General features: G+C 52.6%; 12 protein-coding genes, 1 tRNA gene and 1 other RNA gene. 11 read left to right on the forward strand and 3 right to left on the reverse strand.

Annotated elements, in window-relative coordinates:
- Nucleotides 1-13 precede the first annotated feature (13 nt).
- From betA to betI, 3 genes are read right to left on the reverse strand one after another with little or no spacing between them, the layout of a single operon-like run.
- Nucleotides 14-1699 carry a choline dehydrogenase gene (betA, locus tag DU506_RS15150; RefSeq protein ID WP_114487743.1) on the reverse strand — a complete coding sequence of 562 codons (1686 nt, stop codon included), beginning with the start codon at nucleotides 1697-1699 and terminating at the stop codon, nucleotides 14-16.
- A gap of 10 nt (nucleotides 1700-1709) precedes the next feature.
- Nucleotides 1710-3206, reverse strand: coding sequence for a betaine-aldehyde dehydrogenase (betB, locus tag DU506_RS15155; RefSeq protein WP_114487744.1), 1497 nt, complete (start codon nucleotides 3204-3206; stop codon nucleotides 1710-1712).
- Nucleotides 3207-3217: 11 nt separating this feature from the next.
- Complete coding sequence (gene betI, locus DU506_RS15160; protein WP_181870782.1) at nucleotides 3218-3907, reverse strand: transcriptional regulator BetI; 690 nt, start codon at nucleotides 3905-3907, stop codon at nucleotides 3218-3220.
- Nucleotides 3908-4140: 233 nt separating this feature from the next.
- On the opposite strand from betI, the gene DU506_RS15165 reads away from it, so the two are divergent.
- The 11 genes from DU506_RS15165 to pglX all read left to right on the forward strand — a co-directional run bounded on the left by DU506_RS15165 (nucleotide 4141) and on the right by pglX (nucleotide 17585).
- Entirely contained in the window at nucleotides 4141-5043 is a 903-nt protein-coding gene (locus tag DU506_RS15165; RefSeq protein ID WP_415843688.1) for a choline ABC transporter substrate-binding protein, read from the forward strand.
- 121 nt (nucleotides 5044-5164) lie between these two features.
- A tRNA-Met gene (locus tag DU506_RS15170) sits at nucleotides 5165-5241 on the forward strand.
- Nucleotides 5242-5283: 42 nt separating this feature from the next.
- Nucleotides 5284-5380, forward strand: an RNA gene (gene ffs, locus DU506_RS15175) — signal recognition particle sRNA small type.
- Nucleotides 5381-5504: 124 nt separating this feature from the next.
- Nucleotides 5505-6128 carry a TnsA endonuclease N-terminal domain-containing protein gene (locus tag DU506_RS15180; protein ID WP_114487746.1) on the forward strand — a complete coding sequence of 208 codons (624 nt, stop codon included), beginning with the start codon at nucleotides 5505-5507 and terminating at the stop codon, nucleotides 6126-6128.
- 8 nt (nucleotides 6129-6136) lie between these two features.
- The gene (locus DU506_RS15185; RefSeq protein WP_114487747.1) at nucleotides 6137-8032 is read left to right on the forward strand and encodes a Mu transposase C-terminal domain-containing protein; all 1896 of its coding nucleotides are present in this window, start codon (nucleotides 6137-6139) and stop codon (nucleotides 8030-8032) included.
- Complete coding sequence (locus DU506_RS15190; protein ID WP_114487748.1) at nucleotides 8032-9051, forward strand: TniB family NTP-binding protein; 1020 nt, start codon at nucleotides 8032-8034, stop codon at nucleotides 9049-9051. The genes DU506_RS15185 and DU506_RS15190 overlap by 1 nt, the downstream gene beginning before the upstream one ends.
- 146 nt (nucleotides 9052-9197) lie before the next feature.
- Nucleotides 9198-9536 (forward strand): helix-turn-helix domain-containing protein, encoded by a 339-nt coding sequence (locus DU506_RS15195; protein WP_114487749.1) that lies wholly within the window; start codon nucleotides 9198-9200, stop codon nucleotides 9534-9536.
- A 72-nt stretch (nucleotides 9537-9608) separates the two neighbouring features.
- Nucleotides 9609-10211, forward strand: a complete 603-nt coding sequence (locus tag DU506_RS15200) for a DUF1819 family protein (RefSeq protein WP_114487750.1) — start codon at nucleotides 9609-9611, stop codon at nucleotides 10209-10211.
- Nucleotides 10212-10371: 160 nt separating this feature from the next.
- Nucleotides 10372-11001, forward strand: coding sequence for a DUF1788 domain-containing protein (locus tag DU506_RS15205; RefSeq protein WP_235825672.1), 630 nt, complete (start codon nucleotides 10372-10374; stop codon nucleotides 10999-11001).
- 114 nt (nucleotides 11002-11115) lie between these two features.
- Entirely contained in the window at nucleotides 11116-14784 is a 3669-nt protein-coding gene (brxC, locus tag DU506_RS15210; RefSeq protein ID WP_114487751.1) for a BREX system P-loop protein BrxC, read from the forward strand.
- Between the two features lie 116 nt (nucleotides 14785-14900).
- A complete protein-coding gene (pglX, locus tag DU506_RS15215) occupies nucleotides 14901-17585 on the forward strand; it encodes a BREX-1 system adenine-specific DNA-methyltransferase PglX (protein WP_114487752.1) in 2685 nt (894 codons plus the stop codon).
- Nucleotides 17586-17603 lie beyond the last annotated feature (18 nt).

The following is a 17603-nucleotide window of genomic DNA, read 5'->3' on the forward strand; positions in this document are numbered from 1 at the left end:
CGCTTGATCAGGCTCAGGCGGAATAGCTTTCCGAACGTCTGGCGGGCAGGCCGTCGGCGACGAAGTAATCCACCTCGGCACGCGGCAGCGGTGTGTGGCCGCGAATCCTGTCGGCGATCTTTTCCGCCAGCATGATGGTAGGGGCGTTGAGGTTGCCGGTGGGAATGAGCGGGAACAGCGAGGCATCCACCACACGCAGGCTTTCCACGCCGTGAACACGCCCTTCGCCATCGGTCACTGCCATGGCGTCTTCACCCATCCGGCAGGTTCCGCAAGGGTGGTAGGCGGTTTCGGCGTGCTGTTTGACGAAGCTATCGATCTCGGCGTCGGATTGAACGTCCGGGCCGGGTGAGATCTCAGGGCCTCGATAGGCATCGAAGGCGGGCTGGGCGATGATATCCCGCGTCAAACGAATGGCATCCCGGAATTCCTGCCAATCCTTCTCGGTGGACATGTAATTGAACAGGATGCTGGGAGCGGCATCCGGGGCACGTGAGGTCAGTCGAATACGCCCGCGGCTTTCCGAGCGCATCGAACCCACATGTGCCTGGAAACCGTGCGCCTGAACCGCGCTCTTGCCGTTATAGCTGATAGCAATCGGCAGGAAATGGTACTGAAGGTTGGGCCAGGCTTCGTCGTCGTTGCTGCGAATGAAGCCGCAGGATTCGAACTGATTGCTGGCGCCGACCCCGGTGCCCTTGAACAGCCACTCTGCACCGATCTTCGGCTGGTTGTACCATTTCAGCGCGGGATAAAGCGAGATCGGTTGCGTGCACTCGTACTGGATATACATCTCCAGATGATCCTGGAGGTTCTCACCCACGCCAGGCAGCGCGTGGACCAGCGGAATGTCGACGTCGCGCAGGTGCTCGGGGTTGCCGATGCCCGAGCGCTGCAGTATCTGCGGTGAGGCGATGGCGCCGCCGCATAGCAGCACCTCACGGCGTGCCTTGGCTACTTGCTGTTGTCCCTTGCGCGTATAGCGCACCCCCACGGCACGCTTGCCTTCGAATTCGATCACGTCGGTGGTGGCGTGGGTTTCGATGGTCAAGTTGGGGCGATTTTTGGCCTGATCCAGATAACCGCGAGCGGTGGAGGACCGACGGCCCTTGGGCGTCACGAAGCGATCCATCGGGCCGAAGCCTTCTTGCTGGTAGCCGTTGACGTCCTCGGTTTCCGGATAGCCCGCCTGAACGCCGGCCTCGATGAAGGTGCGGTACAGGGGGTTGTTGGTGGATTCAGGCGTGGTCACGCTGACTGGCCCATCGCCACCGTGATACGCATTGGGGCCGATGTCGCGGGTTTCGGACTTCTTGAAATAAGGCAGGCAGCTCAAGTAATCCCAGTCTTTTAGCCCCGGTTGTTGCGCCCAGTTATCGTAATCCAGGGCGTTGCCCCGGATGTAGCACATGCCGTTTATCAATGAGGAGCCGCCCAGCCCCTTGCCGCGTCCGCATTCCATGCGCCGACCGTCCATGTGCGGCTCGGGGTCGGTTTCAAACGCCCAGTTATAGCGTTTGCCCTGTAACGGATACGCCAGGGCGGCCGGCATCTGGGTGCGAAAATCCAGGCGGTAGTCCGGGCCGCCGGCTTCAAGCAGCAGCACGCTGACATCGGCGTCTTCGGTCAGGCGCGTCGCCAGCACATTGCCGGCGGAACCGGCGCCGATGATGATGTAGTCGAATTCATGTTGGGTCATTCAGGCCTCCTTAAAATACCGACTCAAAAGGCCCCATCTCGATCTGGATGGACTTGGTCTGGGTATAGTGGGCCAGCGTCTCGATACCATTTTCACGGCCGATGCCGGATTGCTTGTAACCGCCGACGGGCATTTCGGCGGGGGATTCGCCCCAGGTGTTGATCCAGCAGATGCCCGCTTCCAGTTGATGAATCACTCGGTGAGCGCGATTGAGGCTTTCGCTGAATACCCCAGCGGCAAGCCCGTAAACGGTATCGTTGCTACGCTGAATGACTTCGTCCTCGTTATCGAAGGCGAGAATCGCCATGACCGGGCCGAAGATTTCCTCGCGCACGATACGCATCTCGTCGGTGCAATCGGTGAAAACGGTAGGCGCGGCCCAGGCGCCTTTTGACCATTCAATTCCGCCCCTGTCGCCCTGATTCCAGGTTTCGCCGCCGGCGAGCAGCGTGGCGCCTGCCTGTTTGCCGAGTTCAATGTAGGAAAGTACCTTTTCCTGATGCTCGAAGCTCACCAGGGGACCGAAGTTGACCTTCGGGTCGAGGGGGTTGCCTGCCTTGATACGCGCCATGCGTTCGACCACTTTGGCTTCGAAGGCGTCCTTGACCGTGCGCTCGACGAACACCCGGGTGCCATTGGTGCAGATCTGCCCACTGGAATAGAAGTTGGCCATCATGGCGGCATCGGCGGCGCGGTCCAGGTCGGCATCGGCGAACACGATCAGTGGCGATTTACCGCCGAGCTCCATGGTAACGCCCTTGAGAGTGGAGCCCCCGGCGGCAGCCATGACCTTCTTGCCGGTGCCGACTTCGCCGGTGAACGTCACCTTGGCGATGCCGGGATGCTCGGTGAGCATCTGTCCCACGCGGCCATCGCCCTGGACCACGTTGAACACCCCATCAGGCAGGCCGGCTTCGGTGAAGATGTCGGCAAGCGCCAGGGCGGTAAGGGGAGTGACTTCGCTGGGCTTGAACACCATGGCATTTCCGGCGGCCAGCGCCGGTGCGGCCTTCCAACAGGCGATCTGGATCGGGTAGTTCCAGGCACCGATAGCGCCGATGACGCCCAGCGGCTCCTTGCGGGTATAAACGAAGGAGCTTTCACGCAGCGGAATCTGGCTGCCTTCAATGGCTGGCGCCAGCCCCGCGTAGTATTCCAGAGCGTCGGCACCGGTGACGATGTCGACGCTGGCCGTTTCACTGATGGGTTTGCCGGTGTTGAGTGTTTCCAGCTCGGCAAGTTCGTCGTTGCGTTCTCTCAATAGCGCTACTGCGCGTTGCATGATGCGGCCGCGCTGCATGCCTGTCATGGCGGCCCATCCGCGTTGGCCGCGTTGCGCTGCTTCAACGGCGCTATCGACATCCGCTTGGCTGGCTTGCTGCACTCTGGCTAGCAGGCTGCCATCAAAAGGGTTGGTAACGGTAAACGTCTCGCCGGAGCTAGCCCCCACCCGGCGGCCATCGATATAAAGTGGCTGCGTCTCGGAAAGGGTATCGAGAATTGACATGTCGGACTCCTTCAGGTGGATAGGGTTTCGGTCTGTTGAGTGCGTGTCTGTTGAGAGTCTAAACGTTGAGAGTTTGAACGTTGAGCGTATGTCTGTGGGGCCTGGTTGCGCTGGCCGTGATGAGCCAGGAGCTGGTCGAGGTATTGGTGCGCCAGGCGCCGCGCCTGGTCGGCATCCAGGCCTTCCGGCGTGAGTGCACCGCGTAGCCACAAACCATCGATCATCGCCGCCAGGCTGCGAGCGGCATTGCGCGCTTCATCGCGCGGCATGAGGCGGCAGAACTGGTGACAGAGGTTGGCGTACAAGCGCCGGTCGTTGACATATTGCAGACGCTGAAGCATTGGCTTGTGCATGCTGCTGGCCCAGAAAGCGAGCCAGGTCTTGGCGGCGGGCCCGGTCACCTGAGTGCGGTCGAAATTGCCTTCAATGACCGCCCCTATATGGGCTCTTGGCGAGTGGTCGTCGAGTGCGTGGCGTCGCGCGGCGACCGCATTGCCCAGGTCAGTGAGAATCTGGCGCATGGTGGCTTCGAGCAGCCCGTCCTTGCCTCCGAAATAGTGGCTGATAATCCCCGCGGATACACCCGCATGTCGCGCAATGCGCATCACCGTCGCTTCCGCGAGACCGACCTCATCAATCGCCGCCATGGTGGCTGCGATCAGCTGCTGACGACGAATGGGTTCCATTCCGACCTTGGGCACGTCTATCTCCTTGGGTTGCCACCTGCGCTTGAAACCAGGCGGTAGTCATGGTTACCTGTTTCATGATGACATTTTTTTATTGAACGTTCAATCAATAAAAAGAAGCCCAGTTCGATACTCAAATGCGATAAGTAAATCACTTCGGGCGGATGCCATCGCTGGTTCGTCAATCTCAGGAGAGCTTCATGAAAAAATTGCCTTTCACTCGAAAAATGCTGGCCGCTAGCGTGGCTATGGTAGGAACCGCAGCCAGCTTGCCCGCGATGGCGGAGCAGTGTGAAACGATTCGCTTCGCGGAAGTCGGCTGGACCGATATCACGGCCACCACGGCACTTGCCAGCGAAGTGCTTGAAGGATTGGGCTACACCGCAAGTATCGACACGGTGTCGGTGCCGATCGCCTATGCCGGTATGCGCAATAACGATTTCGATGTGTTTCTGGGCAACTGGATGCCTTCCATGGCCTCGATCAGCGACCCTTACATTGAAAAAGGTGAAGTGGATCGTCTGGGAGCCAACCTGGAAGGAGCCAAATACACCTTGGCGGTACCTCAGTATGTGCATGACGCCGGGGTAACGTCGGTTACCGATCTGGCTGACTATGCGGATGAATTCGAGCAGCGTATTCATGGCATTGAAGCCGGTAACGACGGTAACGAGCTGATCGAAAAGATGATCGAAGACGACGCTTACGGCCTGGGTGACTGGCAGGTGGTCAACTCCAGTGAAGCCGGGATGCTGGCAGAGTTACGGGCACGCGTTCCTAATGAGAAATGGATGGTGTTTCTGGGTTGGGAGCCACACCCGATGAACACCAACTTCGATATTGCCTACCTGGAAGGCATCGATGACTATTTCGGCCCGGAACTAGGCGGCGCCACGGTATATACCAATACCCGTGGCGGTTATGCCGAGGAATGCCCCAATGTGGCGACATTCCTGGAGAATCTTTCCTTCACCCTGGAAATGGAAAACCAGATCATGAGCGCGATCATGGATGACGGTGAAGCCCCGCGTGATGCCGCGCGTGACTATCTCCTGGCCAACGATGACGTGTTGGACGTTTGGCTGGAAGGCGTCACCACGCGCGAAGGGGAAGATGCCGCTGTTGCCGTGCGCGAAGCGCTAAGCAACTGAAGCCTGCCTTGCGTTTCTTCCAGGCAACTTGAAGGCTGATAGATAACCCAAAGGCAAACTGAAATCGGACTTGCCTTTGGGGGATGAGAAATGCATAATAAGCCCCCGCTGATGTCGGAAAGGCTACGTAGCTCAGCTGGTTAGAGCACATCACTCATAATGATGGGGTCCCCTGTTCGAATCAGGGCGTAGCCACCAACATCCGCTAGGTATCAACAAGATATCGCATTATGGTGGCCCCTTAGGTCCTCCCGCAATGCTAAGCCACGAACCCCGCCAGGCCCGGAAGGGAGCAACGGTAGTGGTGGTCGCGTGTGCCGGGATGTGGCTTTTGGGGCCACCACCATTTCTGATGTCGTTTCCAGTCCGTTTTGACACAAATTCCAGTCAAAATGACATAATTTGCGGTTTGTCGTGACATAACCTATTTTTGTAGTGATCCTACGAAATGGGGTGTTGTCATGTATAGGCGCAAGCTCCGTCACTCCCGTGTCAAAAGCCTCTACAAATTTGCTAGCTTTAAGACTGGCTGTACACACATTGTAGAGTCTTCCTTAGAGTTTGATGCCTGCTACCACTTTGAATACTCGTCCCAAGTTAAAGCTTTTTTTGCCCAGCCATTAGGTTTTACTTATTTATTTGATGGCAAAGCTAACCCCTATACACCTGATTTCAAAATTTTAAGTCATAGTAAAAAAACATCTTATATTGAAGTTAAGCCTCACAGTAAAACTCTCCATTCAGATTTTGTCAAAAAATTTCATGCTAAAAAAGAAGCAGCTTACCAGCTGGGTTTCGAACTGATATTAATAACTGATATTCAGATAAGAGAACTCCCGGCATTAAATAATTTTAAATTATTACACCGCTATGCTGGCTTTCACACTCATAGCGATGTGTATGACAATGTATATGATGTGGTAAAAAAATGCTGCCCTATCTATTTGAATGCAATTTTCGAATTCTTTGAAGATAATTGCCGTGCCGATGTTATTGCGTCAATCCTGTCGCTAATTGCTTCTGGAAAAATAAAGGCAAATGTTCGAGAAAAAAATATTAACGATAATCTGCTTCTTTGGATGTGAGGTTAATTATGTCAGACGACACTCTTTTTGATGAGTTTACGCTCGAGCCTTCTATTCCATGCAAAGAAAATTTCAAAAAAAATGATGGAGTTGAGGATGTAGCGTTCATAACTATAGATGATCTCGATGAGAAATTCGTAAAAAAAGCCTTATTCAGATATAAGGTGATAAGCCTCGTTAAAAAAAGAATTGTGGGTGGCTGGACGCAAAAAAAAATAGAACCTATTATTTGTGAATTGTTCGACGAGGGGGCTATAAATAAAAAGCCTAAATGGCGCAGTGTTGTTAGGTGGAATGCGAGATACAATGCCCAAAAAGACTTGATTTCTTTAGTTGATGTAAAAGCTATAGAAAATAATTCTTGTGAGCTGAAAAGTTTTACTAAAGATAGATTTTTTTGGGAGGCAGTCGAAAAAAAATATCTTACAAGGGTGAGAGGTTCTGTAGCAACTGCTTATCAGTTTTATAAATACTTAATTTTGGTGCATAATGATTTAAATCCAGATGAAAAGTTTAAGGGCGTTGGTAAAACTGCTTTTTATAATAGAGTTAAAAAAATTCCACCGTATGTTTGTGACTTGCAACGTTACGGAAAGCGGCATGCAGATAAAAAGTATAGATTAATAAATAGTTTTAAAAAATCCAGCAGGGTGATGGAGCGTGTTGAGATTGATCATACTGCTCTTGATCTAATTTTGCTTGATGATACTCTGAATATACCCATTGGAAGACCATTTATAACTGTTTTGATTGATGGCTTTAGTAAATGTATAGTGGGTTTTTATTTAAGTTTCAGGGGGCCAAGCTATAATTCTGTCAGATGTGCAATATTAAACGCGTGCTTGGATAAAGAAGATGTATTGAAAAAATATCCAGATGTCGAAAAAGATTGGCCATGTCAAGGGCGTATTGAAACACTGGTTGTTGATAATGGGGCAGAGTTTTGGTCGAATGATCTTGAGAAATTTTCCGCCTCAGTCGGTATGAGTATTGAGTTTAACCCAGTAGGAAAACCATGGAAGAAGCCTTTAGTTGAGAGAATATTCAATACTTATAATGCAAAATTTGTTGGCCAAATACCAGGAAAAACCTTTTCCAGTGCGAAAGATTTGGAGGGCTATGAGCCTGAAAAAGATGCCTTGCTTCCATTCTCAGAATTCTTGAATTTACTCTATATATGGGTTGTCGATATTTATAATCAGCAGCCAAATAGTCGCAAGACAAATATACCTGCTTTATCTTGGCAGGTTGGATGTAAGGACTTTCCACCCGTTACTTACCAAGGGCTTGAAAAACAGCGATTTAAAATAGAAAGTTTTCCTACGGTATATCGCAAGCTTCGTCCTATTGGTATAGAAATAGATTATATAAGCTATTGTAATGAAGCGTTGGTTGAGTTTAGAAAAAATAATCCTCCTCCCCCTGGGAAAAAAATACATAACCTTTGCGTAAAGCGAGATCCCTCTGACGTATCCTACGTTTATGTTTATCTGCCTGATGTGGGTAAATATCTCAAGGTTGAGACTACTAGCCAAGATTTTGTGTTGACAGGCGTGTCTATTTTTCAGTATCAGGTTCTAAGAAAATGTAGAAAAAACTACATAGAAGCTAACACCGATGATGAGGGGATCGCTTTTGCAAATCTTAAGTTGAGTAAAAGAATGGATGATATTAATAATATGGCTTCGGTAAAAAAGAGGGGGAAATTGAAAGGTATGAAGAGCGTTGCCGCTTTTGTAGGCGTGGATAGTGAGGGCGAGGCATCTTTTGAAAGTGTTCGTAATGATTTGAAAAATAGAGAAGATATCAGTTTGAAGGTTTCAGCAGGCGAAGGGGTAGGTAAACAGAAATTAGAAGCTGTAGACAACTGGCAAGATATTGCTGATGATGCGGAGCCGTACTAATGAACATTATTCTTTCTGAAGTTAATCGGAGCCAACTGTTTAAATTTCGAAATTGTTTTGTTAAACATGCAGCTTTGGCTAGAGCGATGAGCTCTTTGCATCGTTTAAAAAATAATCAACTATTGGGTGGTGAACAACAATGTATGCTGCTCGTGGGAGATACAGGTACTGGTAAAAGTAAATTGATTAATGAGTTTGCTTCAGCCTTTCCGGGCTACATAGATGGGAATGTATTTGTTAAACCAGTGCTTGTGTCTCGCATTCCAAGCAAGCCGGATGTTGAAAAAATGATGATTCAATTGATGAGCGACTTGGGGCAATTTGGTGCTGAAACGAGAAAAGAGCGAAAGCGGGAAGCTGGGTTGGCGGAGGCATTAGTAAAAGTTTTGAAGAAATGCAAAACTCAAATAATTATTATAAACGAGTTTCAAGAATTAATAGAGTTTAAATCGGTTGAGGATAGGCAGCGGGTTGCAAATAGGCTTAAGCTTATTAGTGAGCAGGCTGGCATACCTATCGTACTTGTAGGAATGCCTTGGGCTTCTGAAATATCAAATGAACCCCAGTGGGCTTCACGCCTAATGTGTTCCATAGAGCTGCCTTATTTCAAAATATTCAGCAAAAGTGATCGCATTGAGTTTGTTCGCTTCTTGAAAGGTTTGGCTATGAGAATGGGATTTGAAGAACCTCCTCAACTTCATAGCGACGAAATCTTATTCCCCCTTTTTTCTGCAACAAGAGGTGAGGTGAGAAAAATTAAGCATATACTAGATGAGGTGCTTTTCTTAGCTTTGTCTAGAGGTGAGAGCACTGTTAATAAACAGCTTTTTGTTGAGGTGCTGGATGATGTTTTTTTTGATAAAGATAATCCATTCAAGCTGCCCATCGATGAAGTGCCGCTGAGCGAGGTGTCAAAGTATGCTTCTTACAATCGTTATCCAGCGGTTGAGTCTGAAACGTTTATAGGTGCTCAGTTCAGTCGAAAAATTTCGACAAAAGAGTTATTTTCAAAAAATTAATCAATGCTTTAGGCAACTAATGTTCAGTTATAAAGATCTTGTGAGTTGTTAGTCATACTTTGTTGCATTTTTGATAAGAATCTCTTAGCATATTTTTCAGTCGTCTTGCGCTAGCCTAGCGGCTTTCGACGTCGCTAAGGTGCTTCATGAGCAGTCCGCTACCAGGTCGCTTGAAAGCCGCTAGGCAAGCTGCGGGTATGACGCAGAGGCAGTTGGGGGAATACCTCGGCATGGAGCCTAACTTGGCGAGTGCGCGTATGACACAGTACGAAAAAGGGCAGCATGCACCCAATTTTCAGATGTTGAAACGCCTTTCAGAAGTACTGAAGGTGCCGATACCCTATCTCTTCTGTGAGGATGATACGGTGGCAGAGCTGATTCTGGAGTTAGACAAACTGGATCAAGCAGAGCTGAAAAACCTGTTGGCCCAGCTCAGGGAAGGCACTGCTACGGGTAAAAATGGGAAGGGCGCTGCCGACTCGTAACCCTGTTGCTCTGTTTCACACAACTCGCTGATCCTCTACTTCCCTGATCCAAACCACAGTCGTGGGCATTTCATGACTTCTCCGTTTACCTACAACTCTGATCTCATTGGCGGCGGACTCATGGTGCGCGAAAGTCGCCTCGTCGCGAGTCTGATGCTCGATGCTGTCGATAATACCGCTTGGCATCACGCCATCATGGTAGAGAACTGTCTGCAGAAAAACCGTCCAGCCACCGCCAAGCGCATGGCGCAGGCAATTCGCAAACGGTTGGAACGGCTAGACCCCGATTTTTGGGCGGTGTTGCGTGAGGGGGATGACGAGCTGGCTGCTCAGGTTTCCTTCTGTGCAGCGATGGCGCGCAATTTGTTGCTGGTCGAATTTCTGGAAACGGTGGTGGCTGATGCAGTCACGACCCAGGCAGAAAGCTTACCCCATTACCTATGGGATGAATTTTTAGCCGAGCGTGCCTATCGAGACCCGGCTATTGCAGGCTGGCAGCCCAGTTCCGTGCAGAAAATGGGCCAAGTGGTTTCGCGTATGCTCGTGGATATTGGTGTCTTGAATTCAGCCCGTAGTCGCAAGCTGATGCCCCTCATACTGCGTCCAGAACTTGTGGCGTTATTAGAAAAACATCGCTATGAGCGACTGCATCGCTGTTTATTAGCCCTGCGCTAGTTCCTCTTTTCTGTTTAGCACCTTCCTGTTATTGCTGCTTTAGTAGTGCTCTGCATCACGTTGGGGCTTAGGGGCCTCATAATTTAGAATTGCCTACCTGCTGAGCTACCACGTAACCTGTCGCTACTTCTGTACATGTCATCAACAAGGACGCGAATGCATGTCATCCCTTGAAGCGAACGATAGCGCCTCTATGCCCTCATTCCCCCGCAGCGGCGATGAGCAGCTTCAAGCGCGTCTCAATCAAGTGTCGGAAAAGATAGCTCGCCCTGAATTTCTAGCCGGCCAAGGCTTAGGTAACGAAATAGGCTTTTGGATTTTCGATTACCTTCCTGAGCAGGAGCTTCAGGTGCGTGAGTACCTGGAATTTCTGCCCGCCTTGATGGAAAGACAGCACCCCGAGCTTCGGGTAGCGCAAGTGAACTTGCTGCGCGTCGTGCGTGACTACCTCAACGAGCGGGGGTTTCTGGACAAAGCCATCAAGATGCAGCAAAGCAAGGGGGATGCCGCCCTGCTGAAAGCACTGCGTGGCCCGCTGCACATGGATAAGTTTGCTCCCTATCTCATACGACACTCCTTGTCGCATGACCCTGATATCGTCCTGCTGACCGGCGTAGGCAGCATTTGGCCGATGATGCGGGCGCACAATCTGCTCAATGCGCTGCACGGGCCGCTAGGGCACAAGCCTCTGGTGTTGTTCTATCCCGGCCGATACGACGGTCAGTCATTGACCTTGTTCAATCAGATTGCCAGCAACCACTATTATCGGGCCTTTGCCCTGGTGCCGTGAAAGGGGAGCGCTGGCCGTTATTGCGCCGCTCGCCAACGACCGATTCTCGCCCACGGATAAATGGCCCTGCCGCTGAGTGGATGGCCCAAGTATAGGAACAAGTACAGGAACGCTATGCGCATTCAAGAGCTCTTTTTAAAACCGCTAAGCCGCTCGATCAATGGGGTGGTCAAAGCCGACCAGCGCGATGACGAGACCGTCTATCAAGAGCTGGACGAGTACGTGGTCACCAACGAACTTGAAAAGCATTTCCGTGCGTTTTTCGAGTCCTACGCCACACGGCTGGATGACCCCTCGATTGCCAATCGCGTCGGCGTATGGATCAGCGGCTTCTTCGGCTCGGGTAAATCGCACTTTCTGAAAGCGCTCTCCTATCTGTTGGCCAATACGGAAGCACGCGATGAGCAGGGCAACGCCAAGCGAGCCGCCGACTTCTTCGATGAACTCAAGCTGCATGACCCTACCATTCGTGCCGACATCACCAGGGCTGTGCAAGAGCCTGCCGATGTGATTCTGTTCAACATCGACAGCAAGGCCAGCTCCAACGACGCGGGCAATTCGATTCTCAACGTCTTCCTGCGCGTGTTTAACGAATACCAGGGCTTTAGCGCGGACTACCCGCACATTGCTCACATGGAGCGCCACTTAGCCAAGCGCGGCGTGTACGACCGTTTCCGCGGGGCCTTTCAAACCGCCAGCGGCATGGCCTGGGAAAAGGAGCGCGATGGCTATCAGTTCTATCAGGACGATATCGAGCAGGCCATCAGTGAAGCCCTCGACCTTTCCCCCGACGCTGCGCACAAATGGTTTGAAGAGTCCGAAGAGACCTTCAGCGTTTCGGTCGAGAACTTCTGTGGCTGGGTGAAGGAGTTTCTGGAGGCGCAATCGCCCACCCGGCGCATGGTGTTCATGGCCGATGAAGTCGGGCAGTTTATCGGTAGCGATACGCGCCTGATGCTGACGCTGCAAACCCTCACCGAAAACCTGGGGACTATCTGCGGTGGCCGCGCCTGGATCGTGGTCACCTCGCAAGCGGATATGGACGCCGTGATTGGCGAGATGACCGCCTCCAAAGCCAACGACTTCTCCAAGATTGCCGGGCGTTTCAAGACGCGGCTGTCGCTCTCAAGCTCCAACTCCGATGAAGTCATCCGCAAGCGCCTGCTGGTCAAGACCGACGCTGCCTGTGATGAACTGAACCAGGTATTTGAAGCCAAGGGGTCGATTCTGCGCAATCAGCTGACGTTCGATCGCTCGGGACCGACGCTGAAAAATATCGAGGGCGCCGAAAGCTTTATCGCCAACTACCCCTTTGTGCCGTATCACTTCCAACTGGTACAGAAGGTCTTCGAGGAGATCCGCAAGGTGGGGGCCACCGGGGCGCACCTGGCCTACGGCGAGCGCTCGATGCTCGATGCGTTCCACATGGCGGCTAAAGCCGTGCAAGAAAAGCATGTCGGCGCCCTGGTGCCCATGCACTGCTTCTACACCGCCGTGGAAGGGTTCCTGGATACCGCCGTCAAGCGCACCATTGATCAGGCGAGCGAAAACCCCATCCTTGAGCCGTTCGACGCGGAGATCCTGCGTACCTTGTTCATGATTCGCTACGTGGATCTGGTGAAAGGCACCCTGGACAACCTTGTCACGCTGTCGCTAACACAGATCGATGATGACCGCCTGGCCATTCGCGAGCGCCTGGAAGCGACCCTGGCGCGGCTGGAAAAAGAGAGCCTGATCACCCGCAACGGGGATGACTATCAGTTTCTGACCAACGAAGAGCGCGACATCACCCGCAAGATCAAGTCGACGGAAGTGACCAGCAGCGATGAAAACAAGGAACTGGCCAGCCTGATCTTCAAGGATCTGCTGCGCGATCGAAACAAGTATCGCTACCCCGTCAATAAAACCGACTACAGCATTGGCCGCTACCTGGACGGGCATACCCCGGATGGCCGCTACCAGAGCCAGTTGCGCATCGAAGTGGTTTCCCCGCTGGATATCGACTACGGCCAGTACAGCGAAGCGGGCTGCATCCATAAAAGCGGCGACAACGGCGGCCAAGTGCTGATCAAGCTGCCCGACGACAAGCGTTTTACCGATGAGCTGCGCACGCTGCTGAAAACCGATAAGTTTATCCGCCTGAACGCCGCTGCCAACGACAACAGCGTCGAGCGCATCCTCGCCGACCGTGGCCGCGAAAACCAGGAGCGTAAAAAGCGCCTACGCGTGCGTCTTGAAGAGATGCTGCTGGACGCGGACGCCTACGCCCTGGGGCAGAAGCTGGACCTTAACCGCAGCCAGCTCAACATCCGCCTGGATGATGCGTGCCGCTACCTGCTGGAAAACACCTACAGCAAACTCGGCCAGCTGATCGTGCTGACGGCTGAGCCGATGCGCGAGCTGCAGGCGGTGTTGACCATGGATGACGTGGGCCAGCTGGGCATTGACCTGGAGGGAGAGGAGGGTAACGCTCAGGCGGTACGTGAGGTAGAACAGTACATCGGCCTGCACGGCGGCGAGCCGGTGGCGCTCACCCCCTTGATCGAGCGCTTCAGCAATCGCCCCTTTGGCTGGCCGGAAGGCGAGACATTGCTGATTCTCGGGCGCCTGCACGCGGTCGGGCGGCTAACCTTCCATACCGCCGGCCCGGCGCTGAGTGGCAAGGAAGCCTTCGAGCTGCTGAACAATGCCCGGCGGCGTAGCGAAGTGCGGCTGCAGAAAAAGCGCCAAACCGAAGAGGCCGTGCTGAAAAAGGCGCGCAACCTCACCAAAGACCTGTTTGGCCAGCTGGGCCCCACCAGCGAAAAAGAGCTGTTCGCGTTTTATCAGGACCACTTTGCCCGGTGGCAGCACAACCTGGAAGCCTACAAGAGCAAGACGGATGTCAGCCGGTTTCCAGGGCGAAGCGTGATCGACACATCGCTGCGAGAAGTCGGGCGCCTGGTGCGTCTGGACGACAGCTTTGATTTCTTCAAGGACGTAGCCGCCAAGCAGGATGAGCTGCTCGATCTGGAAGAGAACTACCGCGACCTGCACGAATTTTTCACCAAGCAATTGACCACATGGCAGCAACTTTCTCAGGCGCTGACGCGGTTTGCCGCCAACCGCCTGGAGCTGGAAAAACACCCCGAGGCGAAACGGGCCTTTGACGACCTGGAGCGCATTTACAACGCCGAAGCTCCCTACAGCATGCTGCAGAAGGTGGCCGGCCATATTCGCACCCTGGATGAGGTCAACGACCGCCTGGTCGCCGACAAGCGTGAGCATGCCATCACGCGGATCGACAAGCGCATCGACAACCTCAAGGCGGAAATCGCAAAAAGTGGCATCGCCACGCCGGCGCTCAGCAATCGCCTGCTGCATCCGCTACAGCAGCTTAAAGAGTCGATTAACGCCTCGGTCAGCATTGCCCAGATCTACCAGCTGCAAACCGAAACCGCCGCCGAGCGCGAAGAGGCCAGCCTGGACGCCCTGCATCATGAGCAGGCAGACGCCGCCAAACGCCCTCAGACGGTGGTATCGCCACCGTCAGGTGGTAAGAAGCCGCCTTCGTCCAGCCCTGGCTTCTCACCCCCCGGGGATGATGAGCTTAATGTGGTGCGTGAACCTGGCCCGGTCAGCGCACCCAAGCCAGTGGCGAACGTCAGCGTTACTCAAGTGCTTGGCCGCGTGCATGAAGGGGTCTACCTGGAAAGCCAGCAAGAAGTCGACGCCTTTATCAACGCATTGAAAGACGAGCTGAACGGTGCCATTAGCGCAAACAAGCGCATTCGGGTGCGATAGCCGTGTTAGCGCGGTGAAACCAATGCAGTAACACGGTGGGCGATAATCGGCCACGGCTAGCGTCGAGGGTGATGCTCAAGACCCGCCTCGGCACAGTTAAAGATCAAGGATTCGACATGAACACCAAAAACATCAAGCGCTATGCCCCCCAGGCTCGCACCCGCTTTATCGAGACCATGACCCGCCAGGCGGCACGGTTTGGTATTGCGCCGGGGCAGCGGGGGGAGGCCGAGATCGCGCCGGTGGAGACGCGCGGCGATGTCATGGTGATCACCCCCAAGGATGGCCAGACCCACACCTTTCCGGCACGGCTGTCCGGTGCGCGGGAAGCGCTGGCCCAGTGGGTGAAGCGTGAGGGCTTTACCCAAGCCATTGAACAGGCTGCTTACAGCTGGTTCAACCGCCTGTGCGCCATTCGCTACATGGAAATTCACGGCTACCTGGAGCATGGCCGCCGCGTGCTCAGCGGTGCCAATGGCGAGGCGGGACAGGCGCAAATTCTGGATGAATGCCTGGAAATCGACCTTCCCGGGCTGGATAGCGCTCGTGTGCGTGAACTCAAGCTGGATGGCAACCAGGATGAAACCCTCTACCGCGAGCTGCTGCTGGCCCAGTGCCATGCCTTGCATGATGCCATGCCGTTTCTGTTCGAGCCGCTGGACGACGCCAGCGAACTGCTGTTGCCCAACAACCTGACCAAGACCGACTCATTAATCCGTGAGTTGGTGACGGAGATACCGGAAGAAGACTGGCAAGACGTCGAGGTGATCGGCTGGCTCTACCAGTTCTATATCTCCGAAAAGAAGGACCAGGTGATCGGCAAGGTGGTGAAGAGCGAGGACATTCCCGCCGCCACCCAGCTGTTCACCCCCAACTGGATCGTCCAGTACCTGGTGCAGAACTCGGTGGGCCGCCAGTGGCTGCAGACCTACCCGGACTCGCCCCTCAAGGCTGAAATGCCGTATTACATCGAGCCCGCCAAGCAGGAACCCCAGGTACAGGCTCAGCTGGATGCCATTACCCCGGAAAGCATCGACCCCGAAACCATCAAGGTGCTCGATCCCGCCTGCGGCTCCGGCCACATTTTGGTGGAAGCCTACAATGTGCTGAAAGCCATCTACGAAGAGCGCGGCTTTCGTACCCGCGACATTCCCAAACTAATTCTGGAAAATAACCTGTTCGGTCTGGATATCGACGACCGTGCCGCCCAGTTGGCGGGCTTCGCGCTGTTGATGAAAGCGCGTGAGGACGACCGGCGGATCTTTAGCAGGGGCGTGCGCCTGAATGTACTGGCGATGCAAAGCAGCCAGCACCTGGATGCCAGAACGCTGTGGCGCGATCTCAACCTGACCGGCGACTGGCACCAGGGCCAATCCCAGAACCTGTTCGAAAGCGCGCAGCAGGACATTTCCACCAACGACAGTACCTATCAAACCATTGTCGACCTGATCGACCGTTTCCAGGATGCCAAGACATTCGGCTCACTGATCGAAGTGCCCGCAAGCTTCGAAGAACCGCTCAAGACCCTGCTGGATGAGCTGACCGAACTCAGCAACAGCGGCGACACCATGCAGAAGACCGCCGCCCAACAGCTTGCGCCCATCGTGCAGCAGGCGTGGGTATTAGCGCAGCGCTATGACGCGGTAGTGGCTAATCCGCCTTATATGGGCAGTAAGGGGATGAATTCTTATCTAAAAGAGTTTGCTAAAAATCATTATCCAAAAAGTAAGGCTGATTTATTTTCTATTTATGTGGAAAGATGCCTGAGATATGGCACACACAAAGCTAAGCTTGGCCTCGTCACTCCCTATGTTTGGATGTTCCTGGCAACTTATACGAACTTAAGGGAAAGAATTGTTAGTGAGCATACTTTGGTGAGCCTAATCCAGTTGGAGTATAATGCATTTGAACCAGCATGTATTCCAGTATGTAGTTTTCAAATTGATAAGCATCATGTAGAAGGATATGTAGGTTCCTTTATTAGTTTGTCTGAGTTTAAAGGCCACCAAAATCAAGCGCCTAGAACAATTGAAGCTATAAAAAATAGAAGCTGTGGATGGTTTCATACTTCAAAGCCTGATGATTTCAAGAAAATTCCGGGTAGTCCAATTGCTTATTCAATCCCGGATTCTTTAATTCAAGTTTTTGAAAACAACCACACGGTCAGCAAATATGCTTCTCCAAAACATGGAATAACCACAGGCAATAATGAAGCTTACATTAAGAGCTGGCATGAAGTGAATTTTGATAATATTTGCTTTGATGCAAAAAACTTGGATGAAACTCTGGTCCGAAATGAAAAATGGTATCCAGTTGTAAAAGGTGGGGCGTATAGAAAATGGTATGGAAATCATGATTTAGTCCTTAATTATAAGTATCAAGGCTATGACATGAAAACCAAAAATGCTGCTGGGGATAACCCTGGCTTCCGGCATGATGGGAAAAATTATTTCTTCAGAAAAGGAGGGAGTTGGTCATATATAACATCAGGACCTCTATCAATGAGACTTTTCGATGAGGGATTTACTTTTGACCACAAAGGCTCTGGAATTTTTCCAAAAAATGATGTGTGCGCCGAAGAAATTATAGCATTCTTTAATAGTTCGGTCTGTAAATACATATTGAAAATATTGTGTCCCACGCTTGATTATAGTGGCGGGCCGATAGGGCAAGTTCCTTATAAAAATATTAAATCAGAATCCCCCTCTGTCAGCCTAGTTGTCCGGTTGGCGTTATCGCCTAAATCAAATCCAGAGGGAGCGGCATGGAGTCCATGTGCCACGTTATTCCGAAGAACGTAAAGCAGCCGTCCTGAAAAA

Source organism: Vreelandella rituensis (assembly GCF_003336665.1).
GTDB classification, from domain to species: domain Bacteria; phylum Pseudomonadota; class Gammaproteobacteria; order Pseudomonadales; family Halomonadaceae; genus Vreelandella; species Vreelandella rituensis.

What these genes read in the sequence shown, in the direction of transcription:
- betA (WP_114487743.1), bottom strand. Translation starts at nt 1,699, where the DNA reads ATGACCCAACATGAATTCGACTACATCATCATCGGCGCCGGTTCCGCC.
- betB (WP_114487744.1), bottom strand. Translation starts at nt 3,206, where the DNA reads ATGTCAATTCTCGATACCCTTTCCGAGACGCAGCCACTTTATATCGAT.
- DU506_RS15165 (WP_415843688.1), top strand. Translation starts at nt 4,141, where the DNA reads ATGGTAGGAACCGCAGCCAGCTTGCCCGCGATGGCGGAGCAGTGTGAA.
- DU506_RS15180 (WP_114487746.1), top strand. Translation starts at nt 5,505, where the DNA reads ATGTATAGGCGCAAGCTCCGTCACTCCCGTGTCAAAAGCCTCTACAAA.
- DU506_RS15185 (WP_114487747.1), top strand. Translation starts at nt 6,137, where the DNA reads ATGTCAGACGACACTCTTTTTGATGAGTTTACGCTCGAGCCTTCTATT.
- DU506_RS15190 (WP_114487748.1), top strand. Translation starts at nt 8,032, where the DNA reads ATGAACATTATTCTTTCTGAAGTTAATCGGAGCCAACTGTTTAAATTT.
- DU506_RS15195 (WP_114487749.1), top strand. Translation starts at nt 9,198, where the DNA reads ATGAGCAGTCCGCTACCAGGTCGCTTGAAAGCCGCTAGGCAAGCTGCG.
- DU506_RS15200 (WP_114487750.1), top strand. Translation starts at nt 9,609, where the DNA reads ATGACTTCTCCGTTTACCTACAACTCTGATCTCATTGGCGGCGGACTC.
- DU506_RS15205 (WP_235825672.1), top strand. Translation starts at nt 10,372, where the DNA reads ATGTCATCCCTTGAAGCGAACGATAGCGCCTCTATGCCCTCATTCCCC.
- brxC (WP_114487751.1), top strand. Translation starts at nt 11,116, where the DNA reads ATGCGCATTCAAGAGCTCTTTTTAAAACCGCTAAGCCGCTCGATCAAT.
- pglX (WP_114487752.1), top strand. Translation starts at nt 14,901, where the DNA reads ATGAACACCAAAAACATCAAGCGCTATGCCCCCCAGGCTCGCACCCGC.